Origin of the sequence: Fictibacillus sp. Mic-4 (genome assembly GCF_049843615.1) — a bacterium.
GTDB lineage: Bacteria > Bacillota > Bacilli > Bacillales > Fictibacillaceae > Fictibacillus_A > Fictibacillus_A gelatini.
Genome location: NZ_JBBHZM010000027.1, coordinates 36,594 through 52,219, shown reverse-complemented (window position 1 = coordinate 52,219; position 15,626 = coordinate 36,594). Strand labels below are relative to the sequence as shown.

General features: G+C 42.4%; 16 protein-coding genes and 1 riboswitch. Of the genes, 9 read left to right on the top strand and 7 right to left on the bottom strand.

The window, feature by feature from the left end; translation table 11 throughout:
- Window positions 1–271 precede the first annotated feature (271 nt).
- Window positions 272–1,204: an alpha/beta hydrolase gene (locus WD019_RS16020; protein ID WP_425712144.1), complete on the bottom strand. Its 933-nt coding sequence runs from the start codon at window positions 1,202–1,204 to the stop codon at window positions 272–274.
- A gap of 128 nt (window positions 1,205–1,332) precedes the next feature.
- Window positions 1,333–2,673 (bottom strand): amino acid permease, encoded by a 1,341-nt coding sequence (locus WD019_RS16015; protein ID WP_425712143.1) that lies wholly within the window; start codon window positions 2,671–2,673, stop codon window positions 1,333–1,335.
- A 328-nt stretch (window positions 2,674–3,001) separates the two neighbouring features.
- Here WD019_RS16015 and WD019_RS16010 point away from each other — a divergent pair, with 328 nt between their 5' ends.
- Entirely contained in the window at window positions 3,002–3,787 is a 786-nt protein-coding gene (locus tag WD019_RS16010) for an arginase family protein (RefSeq protein WP_026678886.1), read from the top strand.
- A 326-nt stretch (window positions 3,788–4,113) separates the two neighbouring features.
- Here the strand turns inward: WD019_RS16010 and queF are convergent, their stop codons facing one another.
- From queF to rlmN, 3 genes are all read right to left on the bottom strand, one after another.
- The gene (queF, locus tag WD019_RS16005; protein ID WP_026678887.1) at window positions 4,114–4,614 is read right to left on the bottom strand and encodes a preQ(1) synthase; all 501 of its coding nucleotides are present in this window, start codon (window positions 4,612–4,614) and stop codon (window positions 4,114–4,116) included.
- A 123-nt stretch (window positions 4,615–4,737) separates the two neighbouring features.
- A riboswitch (PreQ1 riboswitch) is annotated at window positions 4,738–4,784 on the bottom strand.
- A 115-nt stretch (window positions 4,785–4,899) separates the two neighbouring features.
- The gene (locus tag WD019_RS16000; RefSeq protein ID WP_425712142.1) at window positions 4,900–5,385 is read right to left on the bottom strand and encodes a PaaI family thioesterase; all 486 of its coding nucleotides are present in this window, start codon (window positions 5,383–5,385) and stop codon (window positions 4,900–4,902) included.
- A gap of 492 nt (window positions 5,386–5,877) precedes the next feature.
- Entirely contained in the window at window positions 5,878–6,945 is a 1,068-nt protein-coding gene (rlmN, locus tag WD019_RS15995; protein WP_026678890.1) for a 23S rRNA (adenine(2503)-C(2))-methyltransferase RlmN, read from the bottom strand.
- 166 nt (window positions 6,946–7,111) lie between these two features.
- On the opposite strand from rlmN, the gene WD019_RS15990 reads away from it, so the two are divergent.
- Entirely contained in the window at window positions 7,112–7,549 is a 438-nt protein-coding gene (locus WD019_RS15990; RefSeq protein ID WP_026678891.1) for an Hsp20/alpha crystallin family protein, read from the top strand.
- A gap of 41 nt (window positions 7,550–7,590) precedes the next feature.
- On the opposite strand, the gene WD019_RS15985 is transcribed toward WD019_RS15990, so the two are convergent.
- Window positions 7,591–8,640 carry an NAD(P)/FAD-dependent oxidoreductase gene (locus tag WD019_RS15985; RefSeq protein WP_026678892.1) on the bottom strand — a complete coding sequence of 350 codons (1,050 nt, stop codon included), beginning with the start codon at window positions 8,638–8,640 and terminating at the stop codon, window positions 7,591–7,593.
- A 187-nt stretch (window positions 8,641–8,827) separates the two neighbouring features.
- Here WD019_RS15985 and WD019_RS15980 point away from each other — a divergent pair, with 187 nt between their 5' ends.
- The 6 genes from WD019_RS15980 to WD019_RS15955 all read left to right on the top strand — a co-directional run bounded on the left by WD019_RS15980 (window position 8,828) and on the right by WD019_RS15955 (window position 13,912).
- Complete coding sequence (locus WD019_RS15980; RefSeq protein ID WP_026678893.1) at window positions 8,828–9,619, top strand: ABC transporter ATP-binding protein; 792 nt, start codon at window positions 8,828–8,830, stop codon at window positions 9,617–9,619.
- Window positions 9,620–9,624: 5 nt separating this feature from the next.
- Complete coding sequence (locus tag WD019_RS15975) at window positions 9,625–10,548, top strand: iron-hydroxamate ABC transporter substrate-binding protein (protein ID WP_425712141.1); 924 nt, start codon at window positions 9,625–9,627, stop codon at window positions 10,546–10,548.
- 63 nt (window positions 10,549–10,611) lie between these two features.
- Window positions 10,612–11,622 carry a FecCD family ABC transporter permease gene (locus tag WD019_RS15970; RefSeq protein WP_425712140.1) on the top strand — a complete coding sequence of 337 codons (1,011 nt, stop codon included), beginning with the start codon at window positions 10,612–10,614 and terminating at the stop codon, window positions 11,620–11,622.
- Window positions 11,619–12,626 (top strand): FecCD family ABC transporter permease, encoded by a 1,008-nt coding sequence (locus WD019_RS15965; RefSeq protein WP_425712139.1) that lies wholly within the window; start codon window positions 11,619–11,621, stop codon window positions 12,624–12,626. The genes WD019_RS15970 and WD019_RS15965 overlap by 4 nt, the downstream gene beginning before the upstream one ends.
- A gap of 221 nt (window positions 12,627–12,847) precedes the next feature.
- Window positions 12,848–13,177, top strand: coding sequence for a PadR family transcriptional regulator (locus WD019_RS15960; protein ID WP_425712138.1), 330 nt, complete (start codon window positions 12,848–12,850; stop codon window positions 13,175–13,177).
- Between the two features lie 18 nt (window positions 13,178–13,195).
- Complete coding sequence (locus WD019_RS15955) at window positions 13,196–13,912, top strand: pentapeptide repeat-containing protein (RefSeq protein WP_425712137.1); 717 nt, start codon at window positions 13,196–13,198, stop codon at window positions 13,910–13,912.
- Between the two features lie 112 nt (window positions 13,913–14,024).
- Here WD019_RS15955 and WD019_RS15950 read toward each other — a convergent pair whose 3' ends face one another.
- Window positions 14,025–14,519, bottom strand: coding sequence for a GyrI-like domain-containing protein (locus WD019_RS15950; protein WP_425712136.1), 495 nt, complete (start codon window positions 14,517–14,519; stop codon window positions 14,025–14,027).
- Between the two features lie 90 nt (window positions 14,520–14,609).
- Between WD019_RS15950 and WD019_RS15945 the strand changes: the two genes are divergently transcribed.
- On the top strand, window positions 14,610–15,299 hold the full coding sequence (locus WD019_RS15945) for an HTH domain-containing protein (RefSeq protein ID WP_425712135.1): 690 nt from the start codon (window positions 14,610–14,612) through the stop codon (window positions 15,297–15,299).
- Window positions 15,300–15,626 lie beyond the last annotated feature (327 nt).

The following is a 15,626-nucleotide window of genomic DNA, read 5'->3' as shown; positions in this document are numbered from 1 at the left end:
GGCCTGTGTCGGACAATAAAATGAGTATGTTGTCCAAAAGTAAGATTTTCTTGTCTAAACCGGATGATTTATTGTCTAAATAAGATCACTTATTGTCCGAGAACGAAATCATTTTAAATGATGTAACGATTCGTGATCGTTTTTCCTCATTTCACAGGTGTTCTTAAAATAAGAATGTCCTATTACTGAAATCAAAACTATTTTTCTAGAAGGAATACTAGAATAAGAGGCCGCCCCGGCTAATTGGAACCGGGACGGCCTCGACGTCCGTTTATTGAACATATTTGCTTAAGAAATTCGTTACCTTTTTCTCATATCCGACCGGGTCGACTTTGTGCGACATACCGTGGCCCGCGCCGTGGACAACATACAATTCCTTTTCACTGCCGCAAGCGTTGTAAAGCTCATAAACCATTTTAAACGGGACAAAGACATCTGCATCCCCGTGGATGAAAAGCATTGGGGTATGTGATTTTTTAACCTGTTCTAATGCAGAAGCCTCTTCAAACGAATATCCTGCCCTTATTTTCGTAAGCAGGCTCGTACTCTGCACTAAAGGAATAGGCGGCAGATGATACATGCGCTTCATTTGATAGGAAAGCTCATCATCGACTGATGTATAAGCGCAATCCGAAACAATCGCCTTCACGTTTTTAGGCAAGTTCTCCCCGCTCGCCATCGATACGGTTGCCCCTCCCATAGACACCCCATGAAGGACAATTTCTGAGTCGTCCCCTACTTTTTGAATAACGTAACGAATCCATTTCACATAGTCTTTTCGCTCTTTCCAGCCAAATCCGATATAATTCCCTTCGCTCCTGCCGTGACCCCGTGCATCCGGCAACAACACGTTGTAGCCCAGCTTTTCATAATAAAATTGGGCATAGGGCCCCATTTCTTTCGCTTCCCCATTATAGCCATGGGCAATAATCACCGTCTTCCTCGTTGGCGATTTCGCCTTTAAATAATACCCATGGAGCTTCAATCCATCATCAGATTCAATCGAAACGTCTTTAAGCGGCATCTCTTCCAGCCAATTTATTTCTTTTACAGCCGGCACGTGATTTAGGCCGGGGTCATCATTTAAAAAACGTTTATCCGACCGGCTTACCGCCACATTGTAAAAATAAAAACTCGCCCCAATATCGGCTATAACTATTAGCACGAAAAAAATGAGCAACACTCGCCATATCCTTTTCTTCATTGAAATCCCTTCCTATGGTAAATAGACATTTATTCTATAGTTAAGGGTAAGCGATAAAGGTAACATTTGTCTATTCATTATATAAAAAGGATGCCTCACTATTTTCAAATAGGAAGCATCCTTCGCGTTTATGATCCATTTTTTCTTCTGAGGGCGAAGCTTGCCATAATGACAAGGGCTACAATGAGTGAACAAAGCGTGCCGATGACAGGGGAGGTGAAGACAATGCCGACAAACGTCGCTAAGAGTGCAATCAATGCCATCCAGGACGTGTATGGAAAGCTCTTCACATGAAAGCCTTCAACTTTTTCCCCTCTTTTCCGGCTTTTTAAATGGGCTGCCGTTAAGAGAATCCATGTCACTAACACTCCGAAGCTCGGCAAAACCATAAGGTAATCAAATGTTTTTCCTTTTGCAAAAAATGCAATGATTACGCCAATATAGAGAAATGATGTACTGGCAAGCAGCGCCCGAACCGGAACTTTATTTCTCGATAGTTTTGCGAAAAATCGCGGCGCTTGCCCGTCTAACGCCTGTGTGTAAAGCAAGCGGGATGCCGCATACATCCCTGTATTTGCAGCGGACAGAACAGCCGTTAAGAGAACAAAGTTCATAATTCCGCCGACATACGGTATGCCTACCGTATGAAATACCGTAACAAACGGGCTCTCTTCTGTTCCTACCTTATTCCACGGCACTAAAGAAACGATGATGAGAAGAGGCAATACATAAAAGATTAATACACGGAAAATGACATTTCTTGCTGCACGCGGAATCACTTTTTCCGGATTTTCTGTTTCTCCCAATGTCATCCCGATCATTTCAGTACCGCCAAAAGAGAACATGACGACAAGCATAGATGCCGCTATTCCTTTAATTCCGAGCGGAAAGAAGCCCCCGTGATCCGTTAAATTCTTAAAACCAACAGCCTCGTGATCCCCAAAACCAATGAGCAAAAGCGCTCCGCCTAATATTATAAATACCGTTAGAACGGTGATTTTTATCGCAGAGAGCCAATACTCTGTTTCTCCAAATATTTTTACAGCCAATACATTTAAAACCGTAATACCAATCGTTATAAGCAACGATAACAACCAGAGTGGAACATTTGGGAACCAATATTGGAGAAAAGCTGATGCTGCCGCAATCTCTGCGGCCATTACGAGCACCCATGTTATCCAGTAAAACCATCCGGCAAAAAAACCGGTGAATGGCCCCAACACGGCCTGGATTAAATCGCGGAGAGTCTTTGCTTTCGGATTGCGAATGGCAAGCTCCGCAAGTGCCTGCATGACAAAATATAAAATAAAGCCTGCAAATAAATAGGAGATGACAACACCAGGGCCGGCGAGATTAATCGATGAACTGCTGCCTTTGAAAATCCCTGAGCCAATCGCCCCGCCTAATGCAATCATCATAATGTGCCTTGCTTTCAATCCTCGAGCCAATTCTTGTTTATTCGAACTCATGTTGCATGCTCCTAACTTTAGCGCATATTTTCTTTGTATTATTAAAATAATATTCTTTTAATTTACCGCTTCTTTTTCCTGATAACAACGATCGATCTATAAATAATACTATTCAAAATAATATAGAATTTCAAGAACATTTTAGAAAACGCTTACAAAATGTTTTATCGACACTTACAACCTATTTTTCCAATACCCGCCAGTGCAAATCTTGATTTATGCATTATTTTAAAGTGTATGATATGTTAGTTTTAGAAGTTTCATATAAGAGAATAAGAGACATATACCTTAAAATAACCAGGTTTTATAAAATAGGGAGATGATTAAAATGGGGTTATTGAACAAAGGTGTAACTGTTTTAAACTTCGATGAAACTTATGATTCTCAAGCTACACTTCAATCTTATCCACATGAAGAAATAGACTTCCGCCACTTACAACACGTCAATTTATTTTGCGAACACGACTCTTTAAATGAAATTAAACGAAACTTAAGTAAAAGAAAAAACAGAGGGATTACGTTTATCGGAAGCGGCAATTACCATTATGTAACATTCTCGCTATTAAACGAAATACGTACTCCTTTTACGCTCGTTTTATTCGATAATCATCTTGACCTTGACTTATCGAAAAACAAGGAGAAGCGTGTGCTTTCCTGTGGCTCCTGGGTATCGTTTGCCCTTGAATACATTCCCATGCTGAAACAAGTTGTTATTATTGGGGCTTCACACGCTGCCAGCATCCCTTCAACCATTTCAAATGTTGTCATTTTTCCAGGCAAGTCCCAACAAGTTTATTCTTCAAAACTCATACTTTCTACCATTCCGACAGAAGCCGTTTATATAAGCATTGACAAAGATGTACTCATTCAAAGAGACGCGATAACCAATTGGGATCACGGAAATATGGAACTGCGTACTTTAATTCATTTTCTAGATGACATACAAACACATAAACATGTCCACGGAGTTGATATTTGTGGTGAAATCAATGCATCACCTCTTGATCGCCTTCTACCGCATTACAAGGCAATGATTCGCAAAAACGAGATTGCGAATATCAACATTTTACAATCCTGTTTGAGCAGCACTTCTCACGATGTCAGGGGAGCATAATCGATTCCTTATAAAGGCATGAGGGCTATTCGACTCAATCGAAATAGCCCTCATGCGATTTACCATCTATTCGCTAATTACTTCTTAACAAAGTTGTGGTTCAATTTGTTCCTTAGCCTACTTTCGACTGGGTGGTTCTACACCATCTGTTTCGATCCGCGGCTCATCCAGGGAGAGCGAACAACCCAATATTAGAATAGAAGTGAGCTAATTGCGCATACAGCTGTATCTTACGGCGCTTTGATCAAATGATCGTCCACCGATCCAGGTCCATAACTAAAAATTACAGGCCTTTTGCTTCAGTGCAAAAGGCCTGCCGCTCTTTCTTATCGGTTATCGACTTTCTCAGGATAAAGGTCGTGGTTCATTAAACGGAAATTCGCCATCTCTTCATATTTGGTGCCCGGTTTCCCGTAATTGCACCATGGGTCGATGGAAATCCCCCCGCGCGGTGTAAATTTCCCCCAAACTTCAATATATCTCGGATCAAGCAACTTGATTAAATCATTCATGATGATGTTGACACAGTCTTCATGAAAATCCCCATGGTTCCTAAAACTGAAGAGATATAACTTAAGGGATTTGCTCTCCACGATTTTTTTATCCGGAATGTAGGAAATGTAGATCGTCGCAAAATCCGGCTGATTCGTTAACGGGCATAAACTGGTAAACTCCGGACAATTAAATTTTACGAAATAATCCCGGTCTGCATGTAGATTATCAACTGCCTCCAACACCTCAGGAGCGTATTTGAACGAATATTGAGTTTGTTTATTACCAAGCAACGTCAAGTCCTTCAGACCTTCTTCATGGCTTCTGCCAGACATAAAAAAACCCCCTTGTCATGCGCCGCATCTTAAAACAAGAGAGTTCCGCCAGCCATCTATCTTAACTAAAAAGGATAAAAAACATATAAAGCCACGTCCAGTATGGACATGGCGAATCGTCATGTATCCATAGTTTTTTATAGAGGGTTTCAGCTATGAACCTCTCCCATTTAAGCACGGGCATTCACTTTTCTATTTTGATGATAATGAACAAACAGGCATCCGTCAAATGGATTTTTTTCCATCAGAGCATTCATCCCTTAATGCGTCTTTCCACAAAACATGTCAGTCTTTTTTCAAAAATGTGCCCGGCATCACTACAGCTACCACTTCTCCGCGTGCGCAAACCGTGCCATTAGCAACAACTTCCACATCTACTTTCCACTTTTTCGGGTGGATTTCCTCCACCGTCCCAACCGCTTTTAATGGTACGCCATGTGGAGTCGGTTTTAAAAAATCTACCTTTAAGGAAGCGGTTACAAACCGAGGTGGTTCGGCCCCATCTCCTGGTTCATGCCCGTTTTTCCGATGCAGAGCCAGAGCAGCCGAACCCGTTCCGTGGCAGTCGATTAATGAAGCAATCACTCCACCGTAAACAAAACCAGGCAACGCTGTATGTTCCGGCTCCGGTGTATAGATCGTAACCGTATGTTCCCCTTGCCAGCCCGTCCGAATATGATGCCCCTTTTCATTCAACCGGCCGCACCCGTAGCACCATGCAAAATCATCTGGATACTCATCTTGAATCGCTTTTACGATGTTTTCTTCCATCGGATCTCCCCCTTTTTCAGAATAGTATAACATAACGCAGGATTACATTGTTGTAATTAGGTGGGATAAAATCGAGCCTTGCAACAGGAGAAAATCTATAAGCTGGTTCTAATTGGACAAAATTAGACACTGTGATGCGAAAATTGGCTTTTAGATTGGTTCTATCGGACAAAATTGCGCTCTGTGACGAAGCCACTGAAAAAGTTCCTTTTAATAAAAAACTAAAATTTTCGAAAAACCAAAACCCAAAAAAACAGTATTTTTCACTTAGGAAGTGGGGGATAGCATCGTGTTTACAATGCATTTCGCTTACCAAAGTGGGGATGTATTTTTTAGGAAAAAGCATTTTTGAAAATTTCTTGGACTTTTTCAGTGACCTCCTCTGTGACGTAAAAATTGTTCTTGAGACTGATCCTAAAGACCAAATTCGCCCCCTATGACTGGAAATAAGTCAACAAGAAAAGCGCATCAAAAGAGATGCGCTTCTTCAACTTAAATGGCTTTGTCTTTTTTTATTTGCTTACTTCTTAACTGGCCGCATGCGGCATCAATATCCGTTCCGTGTTCCTGGCGAATAACACAATTGATGCCGTTTTTCTTTAATGTGTCATAAAAAGCAAGGACACTTTCTTTTTCCGATCGTTGATATTGGCTATGTTCATCTACCGGATTATATGGAATTAAGTTTACATAGGCAAGGTGCCGCTTGTCTTTAAGGAGCTCCGCCAATTGAAGGGCTTCTTCCTTATGGTCATTTACGTCTTTCAACAAAATATATTCGAATGTAATTCTCCGGTTTGTTTTTTCAATATAATAATCAGCCGCTTCCATTAGTTTTTCAATCGGATATGCGCGATTGATTTTCATAATTTCTGTTCGAAGTTCATTGGTTGGCGCATGCAGGGAAATCGCGAGGTTCACTTGCAATTTCAAATCGGCAAATTCATAAATTTTCGGCACAATTCCGCTTGTGGAGACGGTAATATGCCGGGCACCGATTGCCAGCCCCTTCTGATCCTTAATGACCTGGATGAAATCGATCAGGTTTTCGAAGTTATCAAACGGCTCGCCAATTCCCATGACAACGACGTGGCTCACTCTTTCACCTTGTCCTGCATGATCCAAATGATGTTGGACGTTCATAATTTGTTCTACTATTTCGCCGCTCGACAGGTCGCGACTTTTCTTTAATAGACCGCTCGCGCAAAACGTACATCCGATGTTGCAGCCGACCTGTGTCGTGACACATACAGACAAGCCGTATTTATGCCGCATTAAAACCGTCTCAATCAGATTGCCGTCTTGCAACTGAAATAAAAATTTAATCGTTCCGTCCGCAGATTCTTGCTTCACCTTTTGCTTTAGCGTGTGAATAACAAAATGCTCTTCCAACAACTCGATGCACTGTTTATTGACATTTGTCATATCGGAAAAGTGCGTGACCCTTTTTTTATATAGCCAGTCCCATACTTGTTCGGCGCGGAACCTTTTATGCCCCCGCTCCGTAAGCCACGATGTAAGTTGATCTAATGTTAATCCATAAATGGATGGTTTATTCATTGGTTACCCTCTTTTCAAATACATTGCAATTACATTCTATACTACTGAAAATCATTTCATGCCGCAACCCGAAAGCAAATTATGGCATTTCGAGTTAAAGAATATTCCTGAAATGCATCAGAGAAAATAACCTTGTATGAAACAACAACGAGGAGGTTTTTCAATCATGGCATTAGTACCTTATGATCCATTCAGGCAGCTTGCGAATATGCGGAAGGAGTTCAATCATATCTTCTCCGATTTCCCTTCCCTATTTGAAACCGAACATCATGTAGGCGGCATTCGCGTCGATGTTCATGAAACAGCAAATGAAGTCGTTGCAACCTGTGACATTCCCGGGTTGGAAAAGAAAGAAGATGTCACTATTGATATTGAAAATAACATGCTGACGATCAGCGGGTCGATCCATAAATCCCATGAAATCAACGAAGAAAATATGCATAGAAAAGAGCGTTATGTCGGCCGTTTCCACCGGTCCATCACTCTGCCAGGCCCCGTATCGCATGAAGGGGTAAAAGCAACGTATAAAAACGGCGTTCTTGAAGTGAGGATGCCTAAACTGACGAAGGATACCGGCAGAAAAATTGATGTGGAGTTTCATTAGAAACAAGAGGAGAGGCGGGCTGCCTCTCCTTTTCTCATCCTTTATTTTACCATTTGTTGAATGATGTCCCGATTGCGCTGTTTGAAAACGTCATTATGGGAAGATACCATTGCATGTTTGGCCGCATTAGGCTCGATAAACCGTTTTGCTTGATTAACGGCGTTTGCGGCATCATGAAACGCGCCGGCAATTAAATGCAATTTTCCTTCATGCATTAAAATATCGCCAGCCGCATAAAGCCCCGGAACAGATGATTCACTGTTTGCATTCCCCTTAATGTAAAAATCATCTGCCATCGCTATTTCCAGTTTACTATTTTTCAATAATGTTGCATCCTGTTCATAGCCATGGCTGATCACGACTTCATCTACTGGCAAATACGAAACTTCTCCTGTTTGATGGTTCGTAAGTTCCACTTGTTCGATGACTTCGTGATTGGATGAGGCGATCAATTTTGTAATCGAAGTATGAAAAAAACAATCGGCACTGCTCGTTAGAAGTTGTGTGACTTGAGCTTCATGACCGGTTAAAGCCCCTTTTCGATAGGTGACATACACTTTTTTAGCAATGGGCTCTAATTCGTTGGCCCAATCGACCGCCGAATCCCCGCCTCCTGAAATGATGACCGTTTTCTCCTTGAATTGTTTAAGCGACTTTACCGTATAATGTAAATTCGCCACTTCAAATCGTTCAGCGCCTTCGATTTTTAACTTTTGCGGCGTAATAATCCCGCTTCCGACTGCGACAATAACGGTCTTTGAAAAATGCCTGGCTCCGGATGCCGTATGCAATACGAAATAACCTTCATCATTTTTTGTCATTGACTCCACTTTTTCATTCAAAATCACTTCCGGGTTAAATGTTAATCCTTGCTTTACAAGCTGGTCGATCAATTTTGCTCCGGTAATGGGGGGCTGACCGCCAACGTCCCAGATCATTTTCTCAGGATAGACATGAATTTTCCCGCCTAGTTGTGGCTGGTATTCAATAATCTTCGTTTTCATTTCCCGTAGCCCGCTATAAAAAGCGGAGTACAGACCCGCCGGACCTCCTCCGATAATTGTCACATCAAATAATTCCTGACGCTTCATTTCTGTTCACTCCTCAACTATTCCGAGCAAATGATTATCATTCTCAATTAAATATACGATATTTTTTTAAAACCTACAATAAAAAAATAGGTTGACAACGAAAAAAAAGTCGTATTATAGTTAGTTTGTGAACATTAGTGATAATGATTATCATTATTGATAAAAGCTGAACATTGGGGGTTACATCATGGTTCGCCTTTATACCGAAAGCTTAAATATTGGCTATGGTGAACAATTAATTGTGAAAGACGTGAGCGTTGCCATTCCCGATAAAAAGGTGACAACGATCATCGGTTCAAATGGCTGTGGAAAATCAACGCTACTGAAGGCCATTACCCGGATTCATAAACAACAATCAGGGGCTGTCATTTTAGACGGGGAAAATATTGCGAAAGAAAATACGAAAACCCTCGCAAAAAAAATGGCGATCCTCCCGCAAACTCCGGAAAGCGCAAACGGTCTGACCGTCGGTGAACTCGTTTCTTACGGCCGCTTCCCTTATCAAAGAGGCTTTGGCCGACTGTCCAAAAAGGATATTGAAGCCATCGACTGGGCGCTTGAAGTAACGGGGACGTCCGGCTTTAAATTCCGCCCGGTCGACAGCCTATCCGGAGGCCAGCGCCAGCGCGTCTGGATCGCTATGGCGCTGGCCCAGGAAACCGATATTATCTTTCTTGATGAGCCAACGACGTATTTGGACATGGCCCATCAGCTGGAAGTGCTCGAGCTTTTGCAAAAGTTGAACACTGAGCAAGGGCGCACGATCGTCATGGTTCTTCATGATCTAAATCAGGCTGCCCGGTTTGCCGATTATATGATTGCATTAAAAGATGGAGAAATCGTAAAAGCGGGAGATTGTGAAGAAGTGATGAACCGGGATGTATTGAAAAAAGTATTCCAGATTGATGCTGAAATCGGGCGCGACCCAAGAACGAACAAACCAATGTGTATCACATATGACCTAGTTAAAGGAGCGTAACCATCGTGAAAAAGATTATACTTCCGATTATTCTTATATTCACACTTATTCTCAGTGCTTGCGGCAATTCTTCTGAAAGCAAAAATGGCGAATCGCCGACCGACAACAAAAAAGAAGAAATGATGACCTATCAATCGGAGAATGGGCCGATCAAAGTTCCGGCCCACCCTAAACGTGTCGTCGTTCTTTCTTCGTTCGCAGGGAACGTTATGTCTTTAGGTGTTAATATCGTCGGTGTCGATTCCTGGTCGAAAATGAATCCCCGTTTTCAAGATAAATTAAAAAATGCCGAAGAAGTATCTGATGAAAATATAGAAAAAATCATGGCATTAAAACCGGATTTGATCATTGGTCTATCCACGGTGAAAAACGTAGATAAATTGAAAAAAATTGCGCCTACCGTCACCTACACCTATGGGAAAGTAGACTACTTAACGCAGCATATCGAAATTGGCAAACTTTTAAACAAAGAAAAAGAGGCGAAAGCGTGGGTCGCCGATTTCAAAAAACGCGCCCAAAAAGCCGGGGAAGACATTAAGGCGAAAATCGGAAAAGACGCGACGGTTTCCGTCATTGAAAACTTCGATAAGCAGCTTTATGTTTTCGGCAATAACTGGGGCCGCGGCACTGAAATTCTTTATCAGGAAATGAAATTAAAAATGCCTGAAAAAGTGAAGAAAATGGCGCTAAAAAAAGGGTATTACGCATTATCTTCTGAAGTTCTTCCTGAGTTTGCCGGAGACTATGTTATTTTAAGCACAGACAAAAAAGCGGACAATTCATTCCAAAAAACAAGTACGTATAAAAACATTCCGGCCGTAAAAAACAACCGTGTCTTTGAAGTGAACCAAAAAGAATTCTACTTCAATGATCCATTAACATTAGATTACCAATTAGACTACTTTACGAAACATTTTCTTAACAAATAAAGTTTAAAGAGGAATTCTGGGTTTCTAGAATTCCTCTATTCTATAAGAGAAAGATGAGATGCTATGACGAAATACAACCAACACTCCATCCCATTTGTCGTGAAGCTGATTGCAGCCTTCGTTTTCTTTGTTGCCATGTTTGTTGTTGCCTGTGTTTTTGGGGCGGCGGACACGACAGTCAAAGATGTATGGCTGGCGCTTACATCGGAAGCTTCAAGCAAAAACATTACTCTTATCCGGGAAATTCGTTTACCCCGTGAGGTCGCAGGCATTTTTGTCGGTGCGGCGCTTTCAGTTTCCGGGGCAATTATGCAAGGGATCACGAGAAATCCGCTTGCCGATCCCGGCCTTCTCGGCCTGACTGCAGGCGCAAACGCACTACTAGCCATTGTATTAGCATTCATTCCTTCTGCAAATGACTTTTCGATCATGCTTGCTTGCTTTATTGGAGCGGCGCTAGGGGCCATCATGGTTTTCGGGATAGGCGCAATGAAAAAAGGGGGATTTTCCCCTCTTCGTATTGTTTTAGCAGGTAGCGCCATTTCAGCCTTTCTTTATGCCATTGCTGAAGGAGTCGGGCTTTACTTTAAAATTTCAAAAGATGTATCGATGTGGACGGCAGGAGGACTGATCGGCACATCATGGGACCAACTGAAGATGATCGTTCCATTTATTTCACTGGGAATCTTAATTTCTTTCTTTCTATCAAAGCAGTTGACCGTTCTCAGTTTAAATGAGGAAGTCGCAATCGGCCTTGGCCAAAAAACAACCTGGATAAAATCCATCCTGTTTATCGTCATTATTCTACTTGCCGGTGCGTCCGTGGCGCTTGTCGGGAAAATGACATTTATCGGTTTAATGGTTCCGCATATCGTTCGGGCCATCGTTGGAACCGATTACCGATTCATTCTCCCGATGTCCGCGGTTGTAGGAGGGGCGTTTATGCTGCTTGCCGATACACTGGGCCGCACCATAAATGCCCCATACGAAACACCGGTAGCAGCCATCGTGGCGGTCATGGGCTTGCCTTTCTTTTTATTCATCGTTCATAAAGGAGGGAGGGCCTTCTCATGATTCAACCCGCCTTACACAGAAAACAGAGAATCATCCTTTTCGTCCTATTATGCCTAATTGTTATTAGCGCGATGATCAGCATGGGAACAGGCTATGCTTCCCTTTCGTTGAATAGGCTAATTCCCACTCTCCTCGGCGAGGGTACGTTTCAAGAACACTTTATTTTGTTTGAAGTGCGTCTGCCGCGCATAATCATAACATTGCTTACGGGCATGGCACTTGCTTTATCCGGGGCCATTTTACAGGGAATCACTCGAAATGACCTGGCGGATCCAGGAATCATTGGGATCAACTCCGGTGCGGGTGTTGGCATCGCCGTTTTCTTTCTCTTTTTCCCTGTTGATGCCGGCTCTTTTGTTTATGTACTCCCGCTTGTCGGCTTTGTCGGCGCCATACTCACGGCTGGCCTGATCTATTTGTTCTCTTATAGTAAAAAAACAGGTCTCGCCCCTGTTAAATTAGTGCTGACAGGTGTCGGCGTTTCAATGGCGCTATCCGGGGCGATGATTGTCCTTATTTCATCAGCTGATCGGCAAAAAGTTGATTTTATTGCGAAATGGATAGCGGGCAACATATGGGGAGTAGATTGGCCATTTATTTGGGCCATTTTGCCCTGGCTCGTTGTTCTTGTTCCTTTTACTTTGTACAAGGCGAATCGGTTGAACGTGCTTGCCTTAAATGAACCGGTAGCGATCGGTGTCGGGGTGTCTGTTGAAAAAGAACGCCTTGTATTGCTAATGACGGCTACGGGCCTCGCCGCTGTTGCCGTTTCTGTCACGGGAGGCATTGCGTTTATCGGACTGATGGCGCCGCATATCGCAAAAGCATTAGTCGGTCCGAGAAACCAGCTTTTTCTTCCAATCGCCATTTTATTGGGCGGCTGGCTTTTATTACTTGCCGACACAATTGGCCATAATATCGGCTCCTCCGACGGCATCCCGGCAGGCATTATGGTCGCTTTAATCGGCGCCCCCTATTTTATCTATTTATTGTTGAAAAAATAAGTAACCGCGTTTTGCATATTACCCTTGGGAGATTATTATTTCCCGAGGGTCCATCCACCCCGCTTTTACGAATCTCTAAAATCCGTCATTAATCCCAGGACAAAACTCTATTTTTCTTCCTTTTTGCACGTTTTTATAAAAACAATAATAGTATTATTACATAAACGATACCTTGACTGTCATAGTAATGTGATATACATTATATATGTGGAGGTGAAACAGTGACTGAAAATAAAATCTCCTCAGATTTACTTAGAGGACACACAGATACCATTATCCTGAAATTGTTGATGAGTGGTGATAAGTATGGGTACGAAATATCGAAATTGATCCATTCAAACTCGGGTGGCGAGTATGAACTTAAAGAGGCTACGATGTATTCAAGCCTAAAAAGATTAGAGAAGGATGGCAACATCACTTCATATTGGGGTGACGGGACCCAGGGCGGCAGGAGAAAGTACTACAGCCTTACGGAAAAAGGAAAAGAAACGTATCTTGAAAATAAAAAAAGTTGGGAAATCGCTAAGCGCATTCTTGATCAATTAATTTAAAGAAAGGCGGTAATCGCAATGAATGAAAAATTGACAAACTATTTAAACGGCATATTCTCACCTTATGAGGATTTGCATGGGGTCAAAGATTTGAAAGAAGAGCTGTTCATTGATTTAAATGAAAAGTTGAGTGATTTAAAAGCCCAGGGATATGATGACGAAGCTGCTTACCGCATGACGGTCAGCTCCCTTGGAGATGTATCCGAAATCATCGAAAGCATTACGTCAAAGACAAGAGAACTGCAGCAAATGATCGGAATGGATTTTTCAAAAATCAACCTCCAGAATTCTGATTTTAAAGACGTGAAGGTTCATGATGGGAAGTTTAACTACAGCGCCTTAAAAGGGTCGGACTTTAGCGGTGCAGATTTGACGAACAGCACTTTTAAATGCAGTGACTTGACGAATGTGAAATTTGATGGAGCTAATCTAACTGGCGCAAAGATCATTAAATCCTCACTGAAGGAGGCAAGTTTTAAAAACTGCGTCTTTGATCGTACGGATTTTAGCAGCTCCGATTTGTCCGGCATTTGTTTTGACAACCAAACGTTCATTGGTACCATTTTTGATTACTCGGGGCTAAAAAGAACATCTTTTAAAAATGCCGTTTTTAAAAATGTTTCTTTTAAAACTGTTACAAAGAAAGCCATTTTTGACGGCGCTACAATGGATAAGTTGACCTACGCTGTTTTGAAAGGGAGCCATGCAAATTTGACGAATGTTACGGTCATTTAGATAAGCAACATTACTTTTGCTAAAAGGCTGCTCCCTCTTCAGATGGAACAGCCTTCGTTTTCTCATTGATTCTAAATAGGACATTACAACAAACGTTTTTACGCCGTATGATTTACTTTTTTACAACCGGAATCATTATGGTAAATTCCGGATCGTTATCATACGGGTCCTGGTTCATCGGATATCGCTCAAAATGCGTTAAATTACCGACTTGATTTTCCACTAGTTCTTGTGCCTTGATCCATTCGTAAATATTATTGTAAGACTTTTCTATGCTTTGCCCCTTCCGATGCTCGCATTTGGCATAGGTTAACGACGGGACGGAAATGCTTGTCATTCCTTCAGGCACTTCTTCTACCTTTTCCACTTCCACAACAGCGTAATGAATGAAGCCTGTATTGTCCGAATCGGCATGGTATGATAGCCCAAGCAACGTATCACCATTTACAACATGGCGGATTTCCTTTAACCGTTGATGCATTTCTTCATGGATAAGACGAATTCCCCCTGCCGCCGCTTCTTCAAAAGTGCCTTCCCACTTCAATCCAACCGCTTGAAACGCCTCTTTAGAAACCAAAACGGCTTTATTCTTTTGTTCAACTGACATGTCAATCACTCCCTTTCCTTGTTTTCCCCTCCATTATATACTGATAATGTGACAGAACCTGTCAGATTATTAAAAATAGGGTGAGAAAACGTGCCGAAAACCGAGCGAATGATTGAACTGATGATGCGGGTATACGAAAAAGAGCATTTTACAGTGGAGGAACTTGCAGAGGAATTTGGAGTCTCTTACCGGACGATGCTTCGATACTTGCAGGAATTAAGCGGTCTTGGCGTCCCCCTTTTTTCACAACCAGGAAAAAATGGAGGGTACAGCATCATGAAAAATAAAGCGAAGGCACCCGTTATAGCCAGGTCCGCCGGGTCGATTAACCGCGTGATAAAGCCTGTTACCCATGTTGTCGGAGTGGAATTGAAAGCCCCTTTCACGGCGTTTTATATGGCAAAGGCGATACGGCCACAGCTCTGGAAAGAGATTGAAAATAGACGAGGCGAAATTCAATTGGTTAAAAAGGAGGGAACGTTTACTGGAGCCGTCCTTAGTAAAAACCGGATTTATCATTACATCGCGGGCGTAGAAGTGGCAAGGCCGGTCTCCATTCCCCCGAACATGGTAAGCATTACTCTTCCGGCACGTGAATACGCCGTCTACACCCATGATGGTGACTTAGACCGGGAAGAGTTTGACGAAACGTATTTTTACGCCCTCGAAAAGTTAAGGAAACAAGGCTTAAACCACGACCCTGATGCCTATAGCCTTGAAATCTTCAAACGCGGCACAGGCCAGGAATATACGATATATGTTCCATTAAGCAGCGACTAACATAAGTCTCTTTCGTTGTCGTAGAAAAAAGCGTGGATATCACGGATATCACAGGAAACGCCGGCCTTCACCGGGCGCCGATGCATAACCATTATTTTCTTGAAATTTGTGCGCGTATATAATGATTTTTCAACAGTCCCCGTAAAAGGGGCTTCTTTTTTTGCCATCTTATCGGGGATTTTTCTTTTATTTTTGAAGGCTTAAGCCGATATTCGTCTAATTTGGAGTTTATTCGTCTATCAAGGGAACTTATTCGTCTAAGTGAAAGTTGCCGCTGCAGGGAAGGCGAGCAAAGGAGCCGGGCGCCCGGGTTGCCATGACCTTAGA